The organism is Leptospira dzoumogneensis (genome assembly GCF_004770895.1).
GTDB classification, from domain to species: domain Bacteria; phylum Spirochaetota; class Leptospiria; order Leptospirales; family Leptospiraceae; genus Leptospira_B; species Leptospira_B dzoumogneensis.
Genome location: NZ_RQHS01000003.1, coordinates 74,884 through 90,574 on the forward strand (window position 1 = coordinate 74,884; position 15,691 = coordinate 90,574).

The window sequence follows — 15,691 nt, forward strand, 5'->3', positions numbered from 1 at the left end:
TTAAGATCCAATTCCTATATCGCAGACAGGCTCTTGTTCACCCGGACGGTTCTTTTCAATCGTGAATTCTATCTCAAAACCTTTCCGAATAAGTTCAGGATCCTTGGGACGTTCGCCAATTGGGGGCCATAGTGGATCGGAGCCTAAGGTGCGCATCGCGGGAACTACCTTCATTCTAACGGAATAACCTTCCGGAAGATCGAATTCAGGCTCAGCGCCTTCTCTTCTTTGATCAGCTATATCATTTATAAAAATTTTATACTGATTTTTGCCCAGTAGAAGAGGCATCCAATACTCACAGTCATAAGCGAAGTAATCCCTACGATCTCCTTCCATAATTTGCCTAAATCTATTTCGGTTCAGAAGATCCTTCTTATTTGTATAATAATTTTCCGAAGGATTGATAGAACGAGGAATTCGGTCTTTTTCAGTATATGGAAAATAAACATTTGGATCCATCCATTTTATAATAAAATGATATTGGTTTACTACAAAAAACCATCGTTCCGGTTCATAATTTTTACGATCTTTGAAATTTTTAATTTCGAATTTTAAATAATTCTGATGGAACTCTTTTGGGGTCCATCCTCGATCATAACTACCCAATCCAGCCAAAGGTATACAACGGAGAAAAACAACCAATAATACAAACGAAAGCGAAAGAATCTTCGTTCTCATAAAGTTCCTCCGCATGTCCTTTGAGTTGCAGCTCCTGCTTTAATAATTAAACCAAGTGGGACATCTTTCTCCCAAATAAGTTTAATTCCATAGCTCAGAAGATCAATACCGACAGATTCCCAGTCCTGGTCCAAAGCACTTTTCGCAGTAAAGGCAAAACTACCATATTCAACTATTTTTCCAACTATTGGAGCTTGTCCCACAACTGCCGCGTAGCCAAAATAACCAATTGCACCAGCAGTTACGCCAAAAGAAATCGCAGCCGCATAACAACCTGCAATTCTTGCATTTTTCTCATCCCAATGTATATTATTAAAACTTGATTTAGAATATCCGCCTGCTACATATGCTTGCAATGTAAATGGAGACAATACGGATCCTACTGCAAGAACCCCAACACCCAACCCCGTATAAACCAAAACGGGTATGAGATAGCACACGAGTAACGCAGTTGCAACAGCAAGTGCGAGAGCCGTGGTCACCAAAGCAGATACGACTGACAATGCACCCATAGCAACAAGAGCTGCGGTTCCTGCCGCGGATGCAGCCCATACTGCGGCCAAAGTAGCAGCCGCAATCCCGGTAGCTGCCGCCACTACTGCGAGTGCGGCCCCCAAAGTAACTGCAGTTGCAGCCGCTAAGGTAGCGGCTCCTAAGGCGACAATCCCCGCTCCTAAAGCAAGTCCGATTCCAGTGGCAACAACAGCGACCGCCGCAATAGAGGCGACTGCACCTATCCCCAAGGCAGTTCCGATCACAGCCATAGGATTGATTGCCAGAGCAACTCCCAATCCTGCATCACTCCATCTCTGAGCGCTCACATAAAATGCATTTTGAAAGAAGGTACTTAATGAAATGCTAAAGTTTAAAAATCCGAGTCCGTTTCTTTCCAAAAAACTACTCAGGATACTATTCCCGCTTGGATCCGTGTATCTAATTGGATTTCCTTCCGTATACATGTACAGGTCCATTCCCATCGGCCTGCTTGTGTCCATGACCGAGTCTGCCTGTAAAAATCTACCGATCAAAGGATCGTAATATCTTGCCTTGAAATAGTATAGGCCGGTTTCCTTATCTTCTTCTTGTCCGTTATACTTATAACGGAACACATCCGGTCCGGAGGAATCGTTTCTTTGGATCTCTCCATAAGGTTTATAAGAAATATGTGATGCTCCTCCCTGGTCACCTCCTGCGATCCTATTTCCATTTCCGTCCGTGGCCATTGTGATGGAACCTAAATGATCTGGATGAAGGAATAAGAATCCACCGACTGGAAGTCCTGCTCCGGAACCGGGTCCTCCCGGCTCATATGGAGTATTCACATTTGGAGTATTAGAATCGAATTGTGGAGGAACTAACCAAGGTGGATTTCCATTTCCACCAGGCATCAAAACGGAACAGTTGGAAAAAGAAACGATGAGTATCGGAGAAGTAAATTTTAAGACGGATCTCCAGAGTCCTTCCCTAAAGGAAAGTAGTCCGAATCCTAAACCTAATAGGATCGTTATATACAAAAATCCTAAATTAGTTCCGGGAACTAAAAATAGATATTTAATTCCTCTGATCGAATTATCTTTTGCCGCCCAAGCGAATGTTTTCCAACTAGTTTCTATTCCGGAACTTACCGAAGCAATCGTATCACCTTGGTAATTTACAAGCACGGCATCCGTCCTGGTCCATTGTGCCACCAGATCTCCCGAATTTCCTCGGAAGTACAATGTATGCTGGGGAGATTTTCCAGGAGAGATGGAAACCTCGTATAATCCGCCCAAGCTGATCGTCTTACTGGAATCGCTTGATTTTGTTTTTCTTATCCTGGTCCCGGAAAAATCATAATCAAATCGGATACTATCCTGGTCTTCTGTTTGGATCTCTTTCAATTTCTGGAAAGGATCGTAACGGAAATTCTCTCCATTTCGAGAGATGATATTTCCGGAACCATCATAAGAATATTGGTACGAATGATTTTGTCCGGTTACCTTAGTGACCGCATTCTTATGAGAAGGATTTTCGTATAAATAGGATAAGTTCCCTTTCTGGAGCAATTTCCCAGAATCGGAATATGTATATTCTTCCGTTCCGTAAACTCCGGAAGCCGCAACCAATCGATTGACTGGATCATATTGAAAGTTTTGTGTCCTGGCAGGATTCTTTTTATCCAAGATAGAAAGATAATTTCCGAACTGATCATAATTATACTCTATACTTTGGTAAATTTCAGTATCCTTAACGGTAACGAATCTAGTTGGCCTGCGATTTATTAAATCATAATATATATCCGTTCTGACACCATTCCCCAATTTTCTTTGGATCTTCAGTTCTCCATCTTCTAAGATAGGGCCTTGGTATTGAACGATCGGAAAATCGGAACCGCTTCCGTCCCCGGGAGTCAAAGTGATCCCGGAGAGAAATCCTGCTTCGGAATATAAGCTTTTTGCAATACTTCCGTCCGGATAAATAGTTTCCTCTATCTGGTTTTGTAGATTGTACTTTTTACGGATCACGAATTTCAGATCTTCTTCGGTTAGCTTCTTTACAATTAGGTTCTGGTTCCCTCTTAGATCGTATCCGAACTCAGTTGTTCCGAGTGGATCAATAACCTTGGTCAATCTTCCGATCCCATTCTCTTTTTCCGGATCGTCATATTCATACGTATAATATACTGCCCCGGTTCCCGGAGAATCTCCTTTAATTTGAGAGACCCTGCCTAAACCGTCGTAGGAATATTGGATACTGGAACCGTTTTGGTATTTTTGTTTGGATAATTTTCCGGAATTAGGATCGTATTCATATTCTATCTTGCCTGAGTCAGGATGAACAACCTTGGTCCTTCTTCCTCCAAAATCCGTTTCGATAGATGTAGTCCCGCTTTCCGGGTCTATGATCGAGGAAACCCTGCCTGCGGGATCATAAGAATAACGTGTAGTTTTTCCTTGTTGTGTAGAAGAAATTACCTGGCCGAGTTCATTTCTCTCCTCAACGATTTCCTTAATTAGATTTCCGTTAAGAAGTTCTCTGGTTTTGGAGACCAAACCCGAATTCTCGGATTCGATTACTCTTCCATCATTTCTTTCACTTTTGGTTTGGTTTCCCTCCTGGTCATACGTATAATCCGTCCAGGAAAAGGGATTGGATCCTTCTAAGTATGGATCGATTTTTCTGGTAACCTGACCTTCCAAATTCCGGCGAGTCTCCTCTACCAGAACATATCCGTTTACCAGGCTGCTTCTTCTTTTAGAAACTTTGGTAATATTATTACTCAAGTCTTCCTGCCAAGTCTCACCATTACTACGGCGGAAGATTTTTCGGACAAGCTGATTCTCTAGATCCCCGGTATTTTCATATTCGATTTTTTCGGACCAGTCGTTCTCTCCCGGCAGATAACTTTTTGATGGCCTGCCCTGAGAATCGTATTCTGTTCTGGAAATCCCTCCGTTTTCGTCCGTACTGGATAATTCCAAACCATTCGAAAAATCATAAGTTTTTAATGTGACCTGACCCAAACCATTGGTCAGCTTAAGGGGGTATTTATGTAGAATATTATCATATTCTACAGCGATCAAATTTCCGTTAGACTCTTTTACAAGGCTTGGATTCCCATAAGAGTCATAAGCCTGGATTTCTTCGGTTTTCCAAACACCGGGACTCATCGCCTCTTTTACTGCGGATATTTGAAAATTAGAATATTCTATTTTTCTATGAGAGACTAGTTCTCCATTTTTCAAAACTTGGATATCTACAGGCTTTCCTAAAACGCCCTCATTCCAATCGTTCAGATAAGAGACTTTTTCGCCGGCGGTGGTCCCGTTGATACTCGTGTCCTTTCTAATAATATTCCCGTAAGTATCATAAGTTTTAGTGACTGTAGAAGATTGGAATAACTGCCCTCCTCTATATACATTCTCCAAAATATCCGTTTCTAAGATCTGTATCCCTCCATTCGAGGAAAAAGATCTTTGGAGATTCTTAAAAGATTCTGAAATTTTGATCCCATTCTTGAATTTTGTCTGAGTTGTAGGAATTCCGACAGCCTCTAAATAAGTAGAATCATATTTTGTTTCCGTAATTGAATTGGAGATAGTATCCTTTTCTTCTACCTTTTGGAACCCTAAATATCCGGAATTCCTGAACCCGCCTCTATAAAATCTGGAGAAGAAGTACTTGTATGAATTTTCCCCGAAGATCCTAGACCCGGCCTTTTGAGAAAGTTTGGATATTAAAAAATCGGAAAATACTAAAGGAAGGATTTCGGGACGACTCGGATCATACAAACCCGATCCGTTTGCTGTAGGATGATTTTTAGAAAGAGAATATTCTAATTGAACACTTACATTCCCGTCGGAAACATAAGAACCATTTTCTACCTTCGTCAAAAGTCCTGCAGGAACCTCGGAACGAAATCTCAAAAGATGTAATTCTAAATTAGACTCATGAGGGAAATGGCGGTAACCGACCGTATTCACGAATGGAATACTGGAAGGTAAAAGATACTGCAGAGGTTTTTTATCCCCGTTCAAACCTAAAAGTTCGGGCTTACCGTCCCCATTGATATCTAAGGGAAGAAGGTATCCTCCGGTATTCCAAGATTCGTCTCCATCCGGAGAATAGAACAAATTTCCATCCGAGTCAGTTTTAGAATAAGAAACGATTAGTTTAGATTCGGAGGAATCATATCGGACAAAATCCGCTCTTCCGTCCCCGTTTAGATCCGTGAATTCCTTTCTGTTTCTCCAATTGAAATAAGCATTGTCCGAAGAACTTCCAGAAAGATTTGCGGAGGGAAGATAATCTTTCAGATCTATTGAAGTTTCATAATATGTTATATTCGTAATGTTTACCGAAAAATTCCGAACGGTTATCGTCTGAGGAAGAGAATCCTCATCCTCATTGTCCGGTTCTTCCGTAGTGCTTACATTTGCTCTTAGAATATCCGGGACCCCGTCTCCATTTAAGTCCTGAGTAAAATCCTGATTCCAATATAAGGAAAAACCGGGAAGATAATCAGACTGAGAAGTATCGTACACTTGTACCGTAAAATACGGATTCGTAAGATCGGAATAATTATAAGTGACCTTATCCTTAATCCCATCTCCTGTAAGATCTATCTCAACATAAGCTTGGCTGGTAGCGGAAGAATTCTGTTGTTGTTTGGAGGCAAAAGCACCGTTCACACTCATTGTTTGGTAGGCCGCACCCCCATTGGTCCTAAATTTTCTTCCATCGAATGGATAATAGTGGATCGTCCCCTGGCTTGTAGCCCCGGAGAAAAATGCAAAATCAGGATAACCGTCCCCATTCAGATCCGAAATAAATTGGTCCCCGTCATTCCCGAAAGAAGATCTGGAAATTTCAGTTTCCTCTAACTCTACTAAATTCCCGTTTTTAAAATCATAGAATGTTAAGATCAATCTTGGATCCGAAGTCCCGCTGATCCTAAGCAGATCCGGGATACCGTTCCTATCCATATCCACAAATCCCTGGAAAGGATTTCCCGGATCCGTAATATTCAATAATTGTGATTTTTGGAAACCTGAACCGGTGGAAAGATAGATCTGGATCTTAGTGGAAGTTTTAGCCTGTAAAAAATCGGTCTTTCCATCCCCATTTACATCCGCCAAAAAATGATACGCCTTACTTTGCTGCAGGTTTTCCGCGATCAGTTCGGAATATTCAACCGAGTTTAGATCCGGACCATAATACACGATCCCTTTAGCGCCGTTCGATCTCAGCACCAAAAAATCAGTCTTCCCATCTCCATTAAAATCCCCCGGAAAAATTTTACCTTCCGTAGTGACTCCGATCGGATTTCCCTTGGATACTCCGCTCAAAGAGATCGGATCCGAGTTCTCAGTATCCCAAGAGGAAAATTTAGAAACTGAAAATCTTTGGCTGTCCATATTACCCAGTACACGGACCATCTCAGGACTTCCATCCCCGTCTACATCCGCAGGAACGGCAAATGACATTTCCACACCATTCGTACAAATGTCCTGGAAACTCTCTACTCCCCCCTTGCAAAGAAGAGGAGCGGTGTGTCCACTCGCCAGAATACAACCATAATCCGCGGTACATGCACAGGCTGCAGCGGTAGTATCGCAGAAAAACTTTATATTCGGATCGGAGGCTCTATAAGAATTTTGGAATGTTTTTCCGGAAGACTGCACATACTGAGCCTGAGTAGACCTAGTCGAATAGGAAAATACGATCGGTTTATAATTTTTACGATGGAAAGAAGAAAGGAATGTCTCTCCGTCAATAATATCATAATCAAATTCGTAAACTTCGCTTAAATTTTCCGAGCCGGAAGAGTCTTTCGCATATACTTCAATTTTTTCTAATCTTTTCTTACGAGATAAGGATTTGGTAAGAGAAAATACTTTTTCCGCAAATCTGGTCGAACTGTCCTCATAAATAAAAAGTATTCGTCCATTTCCCCTGGCATAAACGATCTCTTTCGGCAAAACATCGGCAGATTGTAAATTTTCAGGATCGTATTGGATATCGTAACCGTTCCCGAATCTATCTCTAACCTTATCCAAATAAAAAGCGATTGGCACTCCATCGCCATCCAATCTGGAATTTGAACCTCCGGAAAAGTTTTTACCATATTCATAAATGATCCCGTTTTTATCCCGGACCTTCCAAATAGAACTGTCGAACTCAACCTTAGAAAAACTTTCGAATTTGAATTTATAATTTCCGTTCGTATCGGAGATCATCTCGCCAAATTGAGAAGATATGTATCCATCAGAAGGAACAAAATGAACTCCCAGGTTCGGATTTTTAGAGATCTGAGGAAATCCACCCAAGGACCAACCCTTCCCTAAGATCCCGTAACCTGATCCGGAATATTGGATATTGATAGAAGGTACAACATCTCCGGTCCCGGGAGGCACTTGGATAGAAAGTGAAAAACCAGGCTTACCGGAAGAATTCACACGAATCTCCGGAAACGGAAGAGGTATCTCGGTCTCTAATCCGAAAAATGTGGAGAAAAAAGAATAGATCGGGCGAAGAGGATTCCATGCTAAAAGCAGGATCGCACTGCAGAATATAAGAATTACATAATATTTTCCGGTCCTAAACATTAGCTTGCCAAATCCTTTCGTAAATTTCCGGATTTTACTCCGGAAGGGAATTAGCCGAGCTGTGAGCACTTCACCTAAGGGTGATCTTTATATATAAAAGCACTAACGCGTTTAAAATTTCCTATGTCAAACATAAATATCCCAATTTAGGATATTAAAAGTCATAATATCCATATTCTTTTTTCAAATATACCGAATTGGAATTCGCATTAACTACTTATTTTGGAATTTGGAATCTATATTCCGCATGAATTCTCCAATTTAGCAAAAATGAAGTGTTCCCCAAAGGAACATACAATATTTAAAATATACCAATTTGGGATATTTTGCAGAAATTAAAAATAATTTTCTTTCTTTTTACTCTAAGAAGTCAAATCCCATCTAAATAGAAGATCCCGATCTTTCACTTGGATCTTCTTCCGTGTTTTATGTCTAAAAAATTTGCCTTTGTTTGTTTCGGGATCTTCTTCCCTTCTTATCTTTTCGCTTCTGAAATATTATTCAAGAATGGAGATGCTTATATCGCTGAAGAAGTTTCGGAAGAGCCGGGGTATATTCTTCTTTCCTGGAAAGAGAAAAGATACAAGGTCCCCAGGTCGGAACTCCAAAGAGTAGATCCAAGAAAAAAAGGACCGGATTCTTCTTATCGTTATTCCGAATTCAAATTGACCGATGGAACCCAACTCAAAGGGATCTTGATCGAAAAGAAAGAAAATAAACTTATCTTAAAAACCGAACTAGGTTTTGTGGAGCTGGATAGATATAAGATCCTCTCCCATAATTTCGAAGATATACCTTCCGAATCACCTATCATTCCGGAAAAGTATCTATTAGAAACTTCTAAACAAATAGAATGGAGGATCGGATTTTTCGGTTCAGGATATTATTCCTGGGGACCATGGGGTCGGACATTCCCGATTACATACGGAGGAGGTGTATTTTTAGAAAGGGATACAAACTCCAAGTTTTGGTTCTACGGAGTTTCTTCAGAGGCATCTATCGGAAAAGGTAAGAATGGAAGCCTAAGTATATGGAGCCAGTCCGCTTATCTTGGAAGATATTACGGAAATTCTTCTCCGTATTGGTTATTGGGAGCCGGTTTTAGTAATCTAATTCGAACCGGAGACGAAAAGGTCTCAGCGGCCAATCCCGATCTGATTTTTGAATTTGGCTGGAATTGGCAGACTGAATCCAGATCTTCCATCCGGGTGGGCATTCGCTCTCAATGTAGTATAGAAGAAGGTTCCAACTTTTGCAGGTCAGGCCTCCGATTCTCCTGGGGGTTTGCGATATGAGAAGAATATATTCTATTTTTTTAATTCTTTCCATAACTCCGCAACTTTACTTCTGCAATACATCCGGACTGTCTGAAATTTTAGGGGAAGAATCTTCCAGAGCAGAATTTGCATTTGTAGCAAAATTAGGTCCTAACTCTGCAGTTCTTTCTTGGAATTGTTCTCATCCTGCAAAAGGTACAATGTATACAAGTGATGGGATCCTTCCCAGTGCACACTTATCTAAAACTCATTTTTTAGAATGGAAAAACTTAAATTCGAACACTTCTTATAAAGTGATCTTAACCTGCGGTTCTCAAAAGATAGAAGAAGGAAGTATATTGGAATTTACTACCTGGATCTCGAACGATCCTCCCAAAACTAGAGGGATTTGGATTTTAGGCGGTATCGGGAACGATGGACTACCGATCAAAGAAGTGGATCTATTTGATCCGGTGACGGATTCCTGGTATTCTTCCATTACGAATATTCCTAGTCCCAGGATATTTGCGTCCATATTACATCATAAAAACAAAATATACGTGATCGGAGGAATGGAGAATATTTCGGGAACCTATGTTTCTTCTTCCAAGGTGGAAGTGTATGATCCTTATGCGGATCTTTGGGAAACAAAGTCTTCATTGCCTTCGGGTTCTATCGGTGCAGTGGCGGGTTCCGTGGGAGATGAGATCTATATTCTTTCCGGTTCTAATTCCACCGATATGACAAACGGTCCCGTATTTAATACAATTCTAAAGTTTTATCCTGAACTTGGAATTAGCGGCCAATGGATCTCTTTTTCTTCCGCATCTACCATATTTAGCAGAGTGGATATGTCAGGTTGCGCGATTAATGGTGTGATTTTTTATACGGGCGGCAGGACCTATAATAGCGGGAGTGCGAACTCGAGCACGGATGGTTTTGCCGCTTCTGCGAATACTACTACTTCTTTTAGCGAGCCTAGTTTAGGAGAATCTAAACATGGAGCTGCCGGAGTTTGTATTTTACCTTCTTCCCAAGATCCTTTTCCCGCGGATGGGGTTTATTTTGCGGTTGTAGGAGGTTCAACAGGCTCCGGAAATGTGTTCCAACCTGCGACTTCTATTATTCCCACGAATAGAACCGAATTTTATCAGTTGGGTTCTGGGTCTTTTTCTTTAGGTCCGAGTCTTCCTGCTTCTTTATATTTTCCTGCAGTCCAAACTTCTTACGAGACTCGTAAAATTTTCTCTTTTGGAGGAGCTTCTTCCATTAATATTCCTGAAAATACCGTGTATTCTTTGGATTCAGGAAATCCTTTGGGTTCTGCTTGGACAACTCATTCTTTATCTATGCCAAGAAGAAGATATGCTCATAAAGCGGTTCGGATCGACAGATGAAAATACCGTTTTGGAAATCTGTAATTTTTAGAATAGTAGCCTTCTCTATTCTACTTATCTTTCCTTTATTTTTATTATCAGAAGAAGCTAGCGTAGAAAATAGTTGGATCCAAGAAGGAAACATTTTATTAGAGTCCAAACAATTCGAAGAAGCTTTACTATTAGCGAATTCTATTTTAGGATCGGACCCTTCCAATTCTAAGGCCGAATTTATCTTAACACAAGCCTGGATCGGGATCGGCAAAGAAGAAAAGAAAAATGGAAATTTCAAGAAAGCAAAAGAATATTTAGAAAAAGCGTATAGTAAATGGCCTTTGAATGAAAGTATTCGAAAGGAACTTGCAGAGTTAGAAAATAATCCACATCATTATAATAAATTGCCCGTACAATACAGGGTCAATTCGATCGCCCAAAGCCTATCCAACAAGAATACGGAAGATCTAATATCGAGTGTCAACCTTCTGCGAATAGAAATAGAAAAATTAAAAATGGAATTGGAAACGGAAAGAATGGAACGCGAAAATAGAAATCGTTTTAACTGGACTTATCTACTTTTAAGCATACAAATTGCGGTTTTATTTGTAATATTTACTAAAATTAGAAAAGTATAATTCTATATTTGTAAATATTCGAGGACTATAAAGATCAAGAAAGACGAAAACCTAAACGCTAAAAGCAATCCCTCTTTCCGCTGCAATCTCTCTGGCAGTTTTGCCGTCTTCCGTTTTTAGATCGGGATCCGCACCCTTCTTCAATAATAAAGAAACGATCTGTTCATTTCCTTGTCGAGACGCTGCGATATGAAGAGGAGAAAAACCGCCGTCTTGAGTGAAGTTAGGATCCGCACCGTTCTCCAAAAGTAATGCGACCGCATCCGCCCTCCAAGAAGCCACGGCGGAATGTAATGCAGTATTACCGATCGATAATTTACTTTTTGATTTAGCGTGTATGTCCGCTCCCTTCTCCAATAAAAATTGAATAATGGAAAGTTTTCCGAAATGGGAAGCAAGATGTAAAGGTGTCCAGCCATCGGGACTATAAGAGTGAACGATACTCGGATTGGAGTCTACGAGTTCTTTCACTCTTTCCTCGTGTCCCAAAGCGGCCGCTTCGAATAGATTGAGCGGAATTCCCAAGGTAAGATACGAATTTACTATATCTTGTTTGCCGTAATATAGAGCGAAAAGTACAGGAGTGATCCCTTCCGGATTTTGCTTGGAGGCGAGATCCGGACTTTCTCTCAAGGAATAGATCACTTGGGCTTTATGACCGGCGGCGATCATTTGGAACATATCGGAAATCAAGGAATAGGCCTCCGAAAAACAACGAAGGATCATCCATTCTTTTAATGCTTTGTCAATCCGGTTTCGACCGAAGGTAAAGAATTCTATTGGAATTATTCTTTGAGCTGTATTAGGTCGAAAGGTTGCAGATCCACAGAGATCGGTGCGGGAGTTAACAGCCGATTGTCTCTGGTATCGAACATTGTAACCCCCGGTTGAGAGAACTGAGTATTGGAAACATACAATATCTCGTCATCCGCAATCAAGATCGTAGTCAAACTCGCGTCATAGGAAGAAGGAATAAAAAGTAAAGTCCCCAGCTTCTGCCCAGTGCTTGGATTAAATACTTGTAATGTTTTATTAAAAGAAGCATCCAGAACGCTCGCGTAACCCAATTGCTCGTCTTTGATCTGCACTCCCAATATATCCCCACCGGCAGCGGCTTCCGAAAATAAAAAGCCGGAGCGAAAAGTCCGGGTAGAAAGTCTAAATGCCACAACCCCTCCGTCAATCTGGCTTAAAAAACCCATTCTATTCGCTGCCGCAAAAATTATATGGGTTTCTCCGAAAAGTTCCAATATCTGAGGTTTGCCCACTGGATTCGGAGAAGGGAATGTATAAACGGAAATGATAGAATCGGTTACCGTATCTATTTCTAAAAGAAGAGATCCCCAGGGACCGGGCGGAAAATATCCGGTCGGATCATTTCGATCCAATCTTTGTAATACTACAAAAAGACTCGTGCCTACGATCTGCATTCCTGACATCTCGGGAAGATTATCAGGAACGGCACTAGGCTCGGAATATCCTCCCAGATCTATCTGTCCTAAACTTGCCCCAGTCAAAGGATGAATAATCCTTAATATTCTAGATCCATAAAGCGATATATAAGCCTTATTCTGCCCTACTATCGCAATATCGGCGGGGTTTGTGCCGGAACCCATAGACCATTCGGATACGGTTTGGAATCCGAAATTAGGATCCAAAACTTGGATACTATCCCTATTTAAACGATTTAGAATATATACCTTATCGTTACCGAATCTGGCAATAGCGTCGGAATGAATTGGAGTTAATCCGGGATAAGAAAGAAGAAGTTCAGGATTTACCACCTTAAATCTGCCTCCTCCCGCGAAATCAGTGGTTACCACTCCTATATTATTTGGGAGATTAGGAGTTAAGAATAAAGTATATAAGGGTGGTCTTTCTATATCTCCGCAGAAGGAAAAAAAGATCAATGAACCAGAAAGAAAAATTCGTGATAGAAATTTCATCTTAAAATCTCCCGCTCAAAGTGATGAACCAATTTCTTCCCGGAAGAGGATATCCTACAATATCCTCCACTCTTTTATCTCCCATATTCCTAAGATCTATACTTAGGAGCAGTTCTTTGGGAGTCTTTTCTCCTTTTTTGGTCGGATCTTCTTCCTCGGGAGAAGTATATAATACGAGTGTAAGATATGCGTTCCAGATCTGGCGAGCAGGCTGGTAATTTATATATTCATTCGTTCTATCCTTGAATACTGCCCCCACATACACACCTTCAAAACCGAGCTCCCATCTTTTTCCTCTATATGCGATCGTTCCTGAGATCTCATGTTTAGGTCTAAGAGGAAGATATTTCCCGTTCAAATAAGGAGCAGGAGAAGTATTGATCGCCTCTTGGTAGGTATATTCTAATAAAAACTTCCAGCCCTTATATTCCGTTTTATGAGAAACTTCCGCTCCATCAATCCTTGCAGAGTCCACATTTTCAGGTCTTAAAGTGAATTGTGAATTCGGAATGAATAGGATCATGTCCTTGATCCTTTTTCTAAAATAGGAAATCGTAATATTGGATTTGAGTTCTCCGTTTTTATATTTCCCGGTGAAACCGGCATCCGCATTCTCACTTCTTTCCGGTTTGAGAGAATCGTTTGCTATGATCGTTCCGACTTCTCCGAAAAGTTCCAAAAAACTCGGGATCCTATATTGTCTTGCGATATTGGATTTGAATTCCAAAGAATAATTTTCTTTCTCCCAAAACCTCCAAAGAAGTCCCGTTTTAGGATTCGAAAATTCGGTGGTTTTCACGGAAGAAGCGAAGGGATCCTGCTTTCTATACCAAGGTTCGTCGGATTGAAATTTATCCCTGTAGGTGTCCCAGGAAACTCCGGGAGTAAAAACTAATTTTCCATCTAAAAACCGGAACTCGTCCTCTACCTGGAAAGTAGTATAGGTCCTTGTTTTTCCGGGTTCGAATTTTAGATCTATATTCTGAGGTGTACTTCTGGATCTTTCGAAAGTTTCCCTTTCAACCCCGGCATGGAATTTCAAAATTTGATAATATTCTAATAAATAAAAAGTGGGAGTGATCTGGAACCCGGACTGTCCCATATGCGCGGTAGAATTGGGAGTTCCTTTGGAAAATTCAGATTTAGGGTCGAATAGATCATCGTTCGTAAATGAAGTAAAAGTCCTGGTTTCGAGTCTTAACAGTCCATCCAACAAACCCTTTGTGTCCGTTCCCAAAGAAGAAGTATTTCTAAGATATCTTCTATGAACTTGTTGGGTCTGGTTGCTTGCAGGACCTGGAATTCCATGGAATCTATAATTTAGATCATTCCAAAATTTGATCTTTGTAGCGCCTATATCTCCGCTCAATCCGATCATCCCGGAAGTTCTTTCGTATTGAGCATTCCTTCTTCTGTCGATCGTATCGTCCAAAGGATTGACTAATAATGTACCATGATTGTTCAGATAGGAGAAGTTTTGGTCCGATTTTTCTCCGAGTAAGAATACACTGGTGCCAATCCCGCCGTAAGTACCGGTATGCGTTATGCCACCTTTTCCGGTATTAAAACTTCCCGCTCCTATATTAACTCTTGTTTTAGGAGGACCGGAGCCCGCTCTTGTGACTAAGTTTACACTTCCACCGATCGCAGATCCTGAAAATCCAACGGGAGCACCGCTTCTATAAACTTCTATACTTTGTAAATTATCGAAAGGAAGGTCCGCGAGATTTACTTCTCCACCTTGGGAATTATTAAAAGGAACTCCGTCTATAAAGATCCTGGTTTGGTTCGGATTCGTTCCTCTAAGAGAAAGAGTGGAATAAGAACCAAGACCTCCGTATCTTCTGATCCTGACCCCTGCTTCTCTTTCTAAAACGTCCGGAAGATTCGTATAACGTGCATTGTATTGGTCCAGATCGATGGAAGTCTGAAAACCCGTGGGGTTCTTTCTGAAATTTTCCGGTTGAGAATTAGAGCTGGTCTTTCCCACCACTTTTACAGTGGAACTTTCAGTCTTCTGATTCTCTTGCGAAAATATTTGGACTGAAAACAGAAAGAGCCCTAGATGAAGGATCTTGCCGAATCGTTTGGGTCTTTTAAACATTGAGGCCTTAACTCCCGAAAGCCAGAGAATTGAAAGCAGCTCTGATAGGTTTTCTGACTTACGCGAAGGTTCGGACCCTTCCCGTCTTTCGACAGTGGTTTTGTCCGACCGTTTAGGCGATTACAGCTGCGGGTACAGCTCCGGATTTTCACCGGATTCCCTTTTCCGATCTACTTGCAAGACCAGGTTCCCAACCCGACCCGGCGGAGCAATCTGAAAAAGGTTTGGCCGCCTCTTGCTGACGCAAGACCGGGCTACTCCGGGCTCGGACATACGTCCTCGTCCCTCGCTTGCTCGGGACGCTTCGCGCCCTGCGTATCCCTGGCGGGTTTCATAAGTAAATAACTCTGTGCGCTCGGTGAACTCCGTGCGAAACTTATTTGTATATTTTTGGTTCGCGCAGAGAGCGCTGAGCTCACGAAGAGCACAGAGAGAATCGCACGCAGAGGCGCGAAGGCGGAGAGAAAAAAACCGGAGGAAGGAGTTCCTACAAACAATTCCGCAATTTCCTAGGTCTACCTACCCTGAAAAATCCTCTCCGCCTTCGCGCCTCTGCGTGCGATTCTCTCTGTGCTCTTCGTGAGCTCAGCGCTCTCTGCGCGAACCAAAAA

Annotated in this window: 8 protein-coding genes and 1 riboswitch; of the genes, 3 read left to right on the forward strand and 5 right to left on the reverse strand. The window is 41.4% G+C overall.

What is annotated here, in order from left to right:
* Together EHR06_RS01250 and EHR06_RS01255 are read right to left on the reverse strand one after the other, a co-directional pair.
* A complete protein-coding gene (locus EHR06_RS01250; protein ID WP_135755360.1) occupies nucleotides 1-678 on the reverse strand; it encodes a hypothetical protein in 678 nt (225 codons plus the stop codon).
* Entirely contained in the window at nucleotides 675-7,766 is a 7,092-nt protein-coding gene (locus tag EHR06_RS01255) for an RHS repeat-associated core domain-containing protein (RefSeq protein WP_135755361.1), read from the reverse strand. The genes EHR06_RS01250 and EHR06_RS01255 overlap by 4 nt, the downstream gene beginning before the upstream one ends.
* Nucleotides 7,767-8,194: 428 nt before the next feature.
* Between EHR06_RS01255 and EHR06_RS01260 the strand changes: the two genes are divergently transcribed.
* The 3 genes from EHR06_RS01260 to EHR06_RS01270 are packed head-to-tail and all read left to right on the forward strand — an operon-like array spanning nucleotide 8,195 to nucleotide 11,030.
* Nucleotides 8,195-9,061 carry an LA_3334 family protein gene (locus EHR06_RS01260; RefSeq protein ID WP_135755362.1) on the forward strand — a complete coding sequence of 289 codons (867 nt, stop codon included), beginning with the start codon at nucleotides 8,195-8,197 and terminating at the stop codon, nucleotides 9,059-9,061.
* Nucleotides 9,058-10,419 (forward strand): Kelch repeat-containing protein, encoded by a 1,362-nt coding sequence (locus EHR06_RS01265; protein WP_135755363.1) that lies wholly within the window; start codon nucleotides 9,058-9,060, stop codon nucleotides 10,417-10,419. The genes EHR06_RS01260 and EHR06_RS01265 overlap by 4 nt, the downstream gene beginning before the upstream one ends.
* Nucleotides 10,416-11,030, forward strand: coding sequence for a tetratricopeptide repeat protein (locus EHR06_RS01270; protein ID WP_135755364.1), 615 nt, complete (start codon nucleotides 10,416-10,418; stop codon nucleotides 11,028-11,030). The genes EHR06_RS01265 and EHR06_RS01270 overlap by 4 nt, the downstream gene beginning before the upstream one ends.
* A gap of 51 nt (nucleotides 11,031-11,081) precedes the next feature.
* Here the strand turns inward: EHR06_RS01270 and EHR06_RS01275 are convergent, their stop codons facing one another.
* The 3 genes from EHR06_RS01275 to EHR06_RS01285 all read right to left on the reverse strand — a co-directional run bounded on the left by EHR06_RS01275 (nucleotide 11,082) and on the right by EHR06_RS01285 (nucleotide 15,080).
* A complete protein-coding gene (locus EHR06_RS01275; protein ID WP_167492259.1) occupies nucleotides 11,082-11,720 on the reverse strand; it encodes an ankyrin repeat domain-containing protein in 639 nt (212 codons plus the stop codon).
* Nucleotides 11,721-11,815: 95 nt separating this feature from the next.
* Nucleotides 11,816-12,976 carry a YncE family protein gene (locus tag EHR06_RS01280; protein WP_135755365.1) on the reverse strand — a complete coding sequence of 387 codons (1,161 nt, stop codon included), beginning with the start codon at nucleotides 12,974-12,976 and terminating at the stop codon, nucleotides 11,816-11,818.
* 1 nt (nucleotide 12,977) lies between these two features.
* Nucleotides 12,978-15,080: a TonB-dependent receptor gene (locus tag EHR06_RS01285; RefSeq protein WP_135755366.1), complete on the reverse strand. Its 2,103-nt coding sequence runs from the start codon at nucleotides 15,078-15,080 to the stop codon at nucleotides 12,978-12,980.
* Between the two features lie 26 nt (nucleotides 15,081-15,106).
* Nucleotides 15,107-15,277: riboswitch (cobalamin riboswitch) on the reverse strand.
* Nucleotides 15,278-15,691 lie beyond the last annotated feature (414 nt).

Excerpts from the sequence above, each read along its gene's own strand:
- EHR06_RS01250 (WP_135755360.1), bottom strand. The coding sequence starts at position 678 with ATGAGAACGAAGATTCTTTCGCTTTCGTTTGTATTATTGGTTGTTTTT.
- EHR06_RS01285 (WP_135755366.1), bottom strand. The coding sequence starts at position 15,080 with ATGTTTAAAAGACCCAAACGATTCGGCAAGATCCTTCATCTAGGGCTC.
- EHR06_RS01260 (WP_135755362.1), top strand. The coding sequence starts at position 8,195 with ATGTCTAAAAAATTTGCCTTTGTTTGTTTCGGGATCTTCTTCCCTTCT.
- EHR06_RS01270 (WP_135755364.1), top strand. The coding sequence starts at position 10,416 with ATGAAAATACCGTTTTGGAAATCTGTAATTTTTAGAATAGTAGCCTTC.
- EHR06_RS01255 (WP_135755361.1), bottom strand. The coding sequence starts at position 7,766 with ATGTTTAGGACCGGAAAATATTATGTAATTCTTATATTCTGCAGTGCG.
- EHR06_RS01280 (WP_135755365.1), bottom strand. The coding sequence starts at position 12,976 with ATGAAATTTCTATCACGAATTTTTCTTTCTGGTTCATTGATCTTTTTT.
- EHR06_RS01265 (WP_135755363.1), top strand. The coding sequence starts at position 9,058 with ATGAGAAGAATATATTCTATTTTTTTAATTCTTTCCATAACTCCGCAA.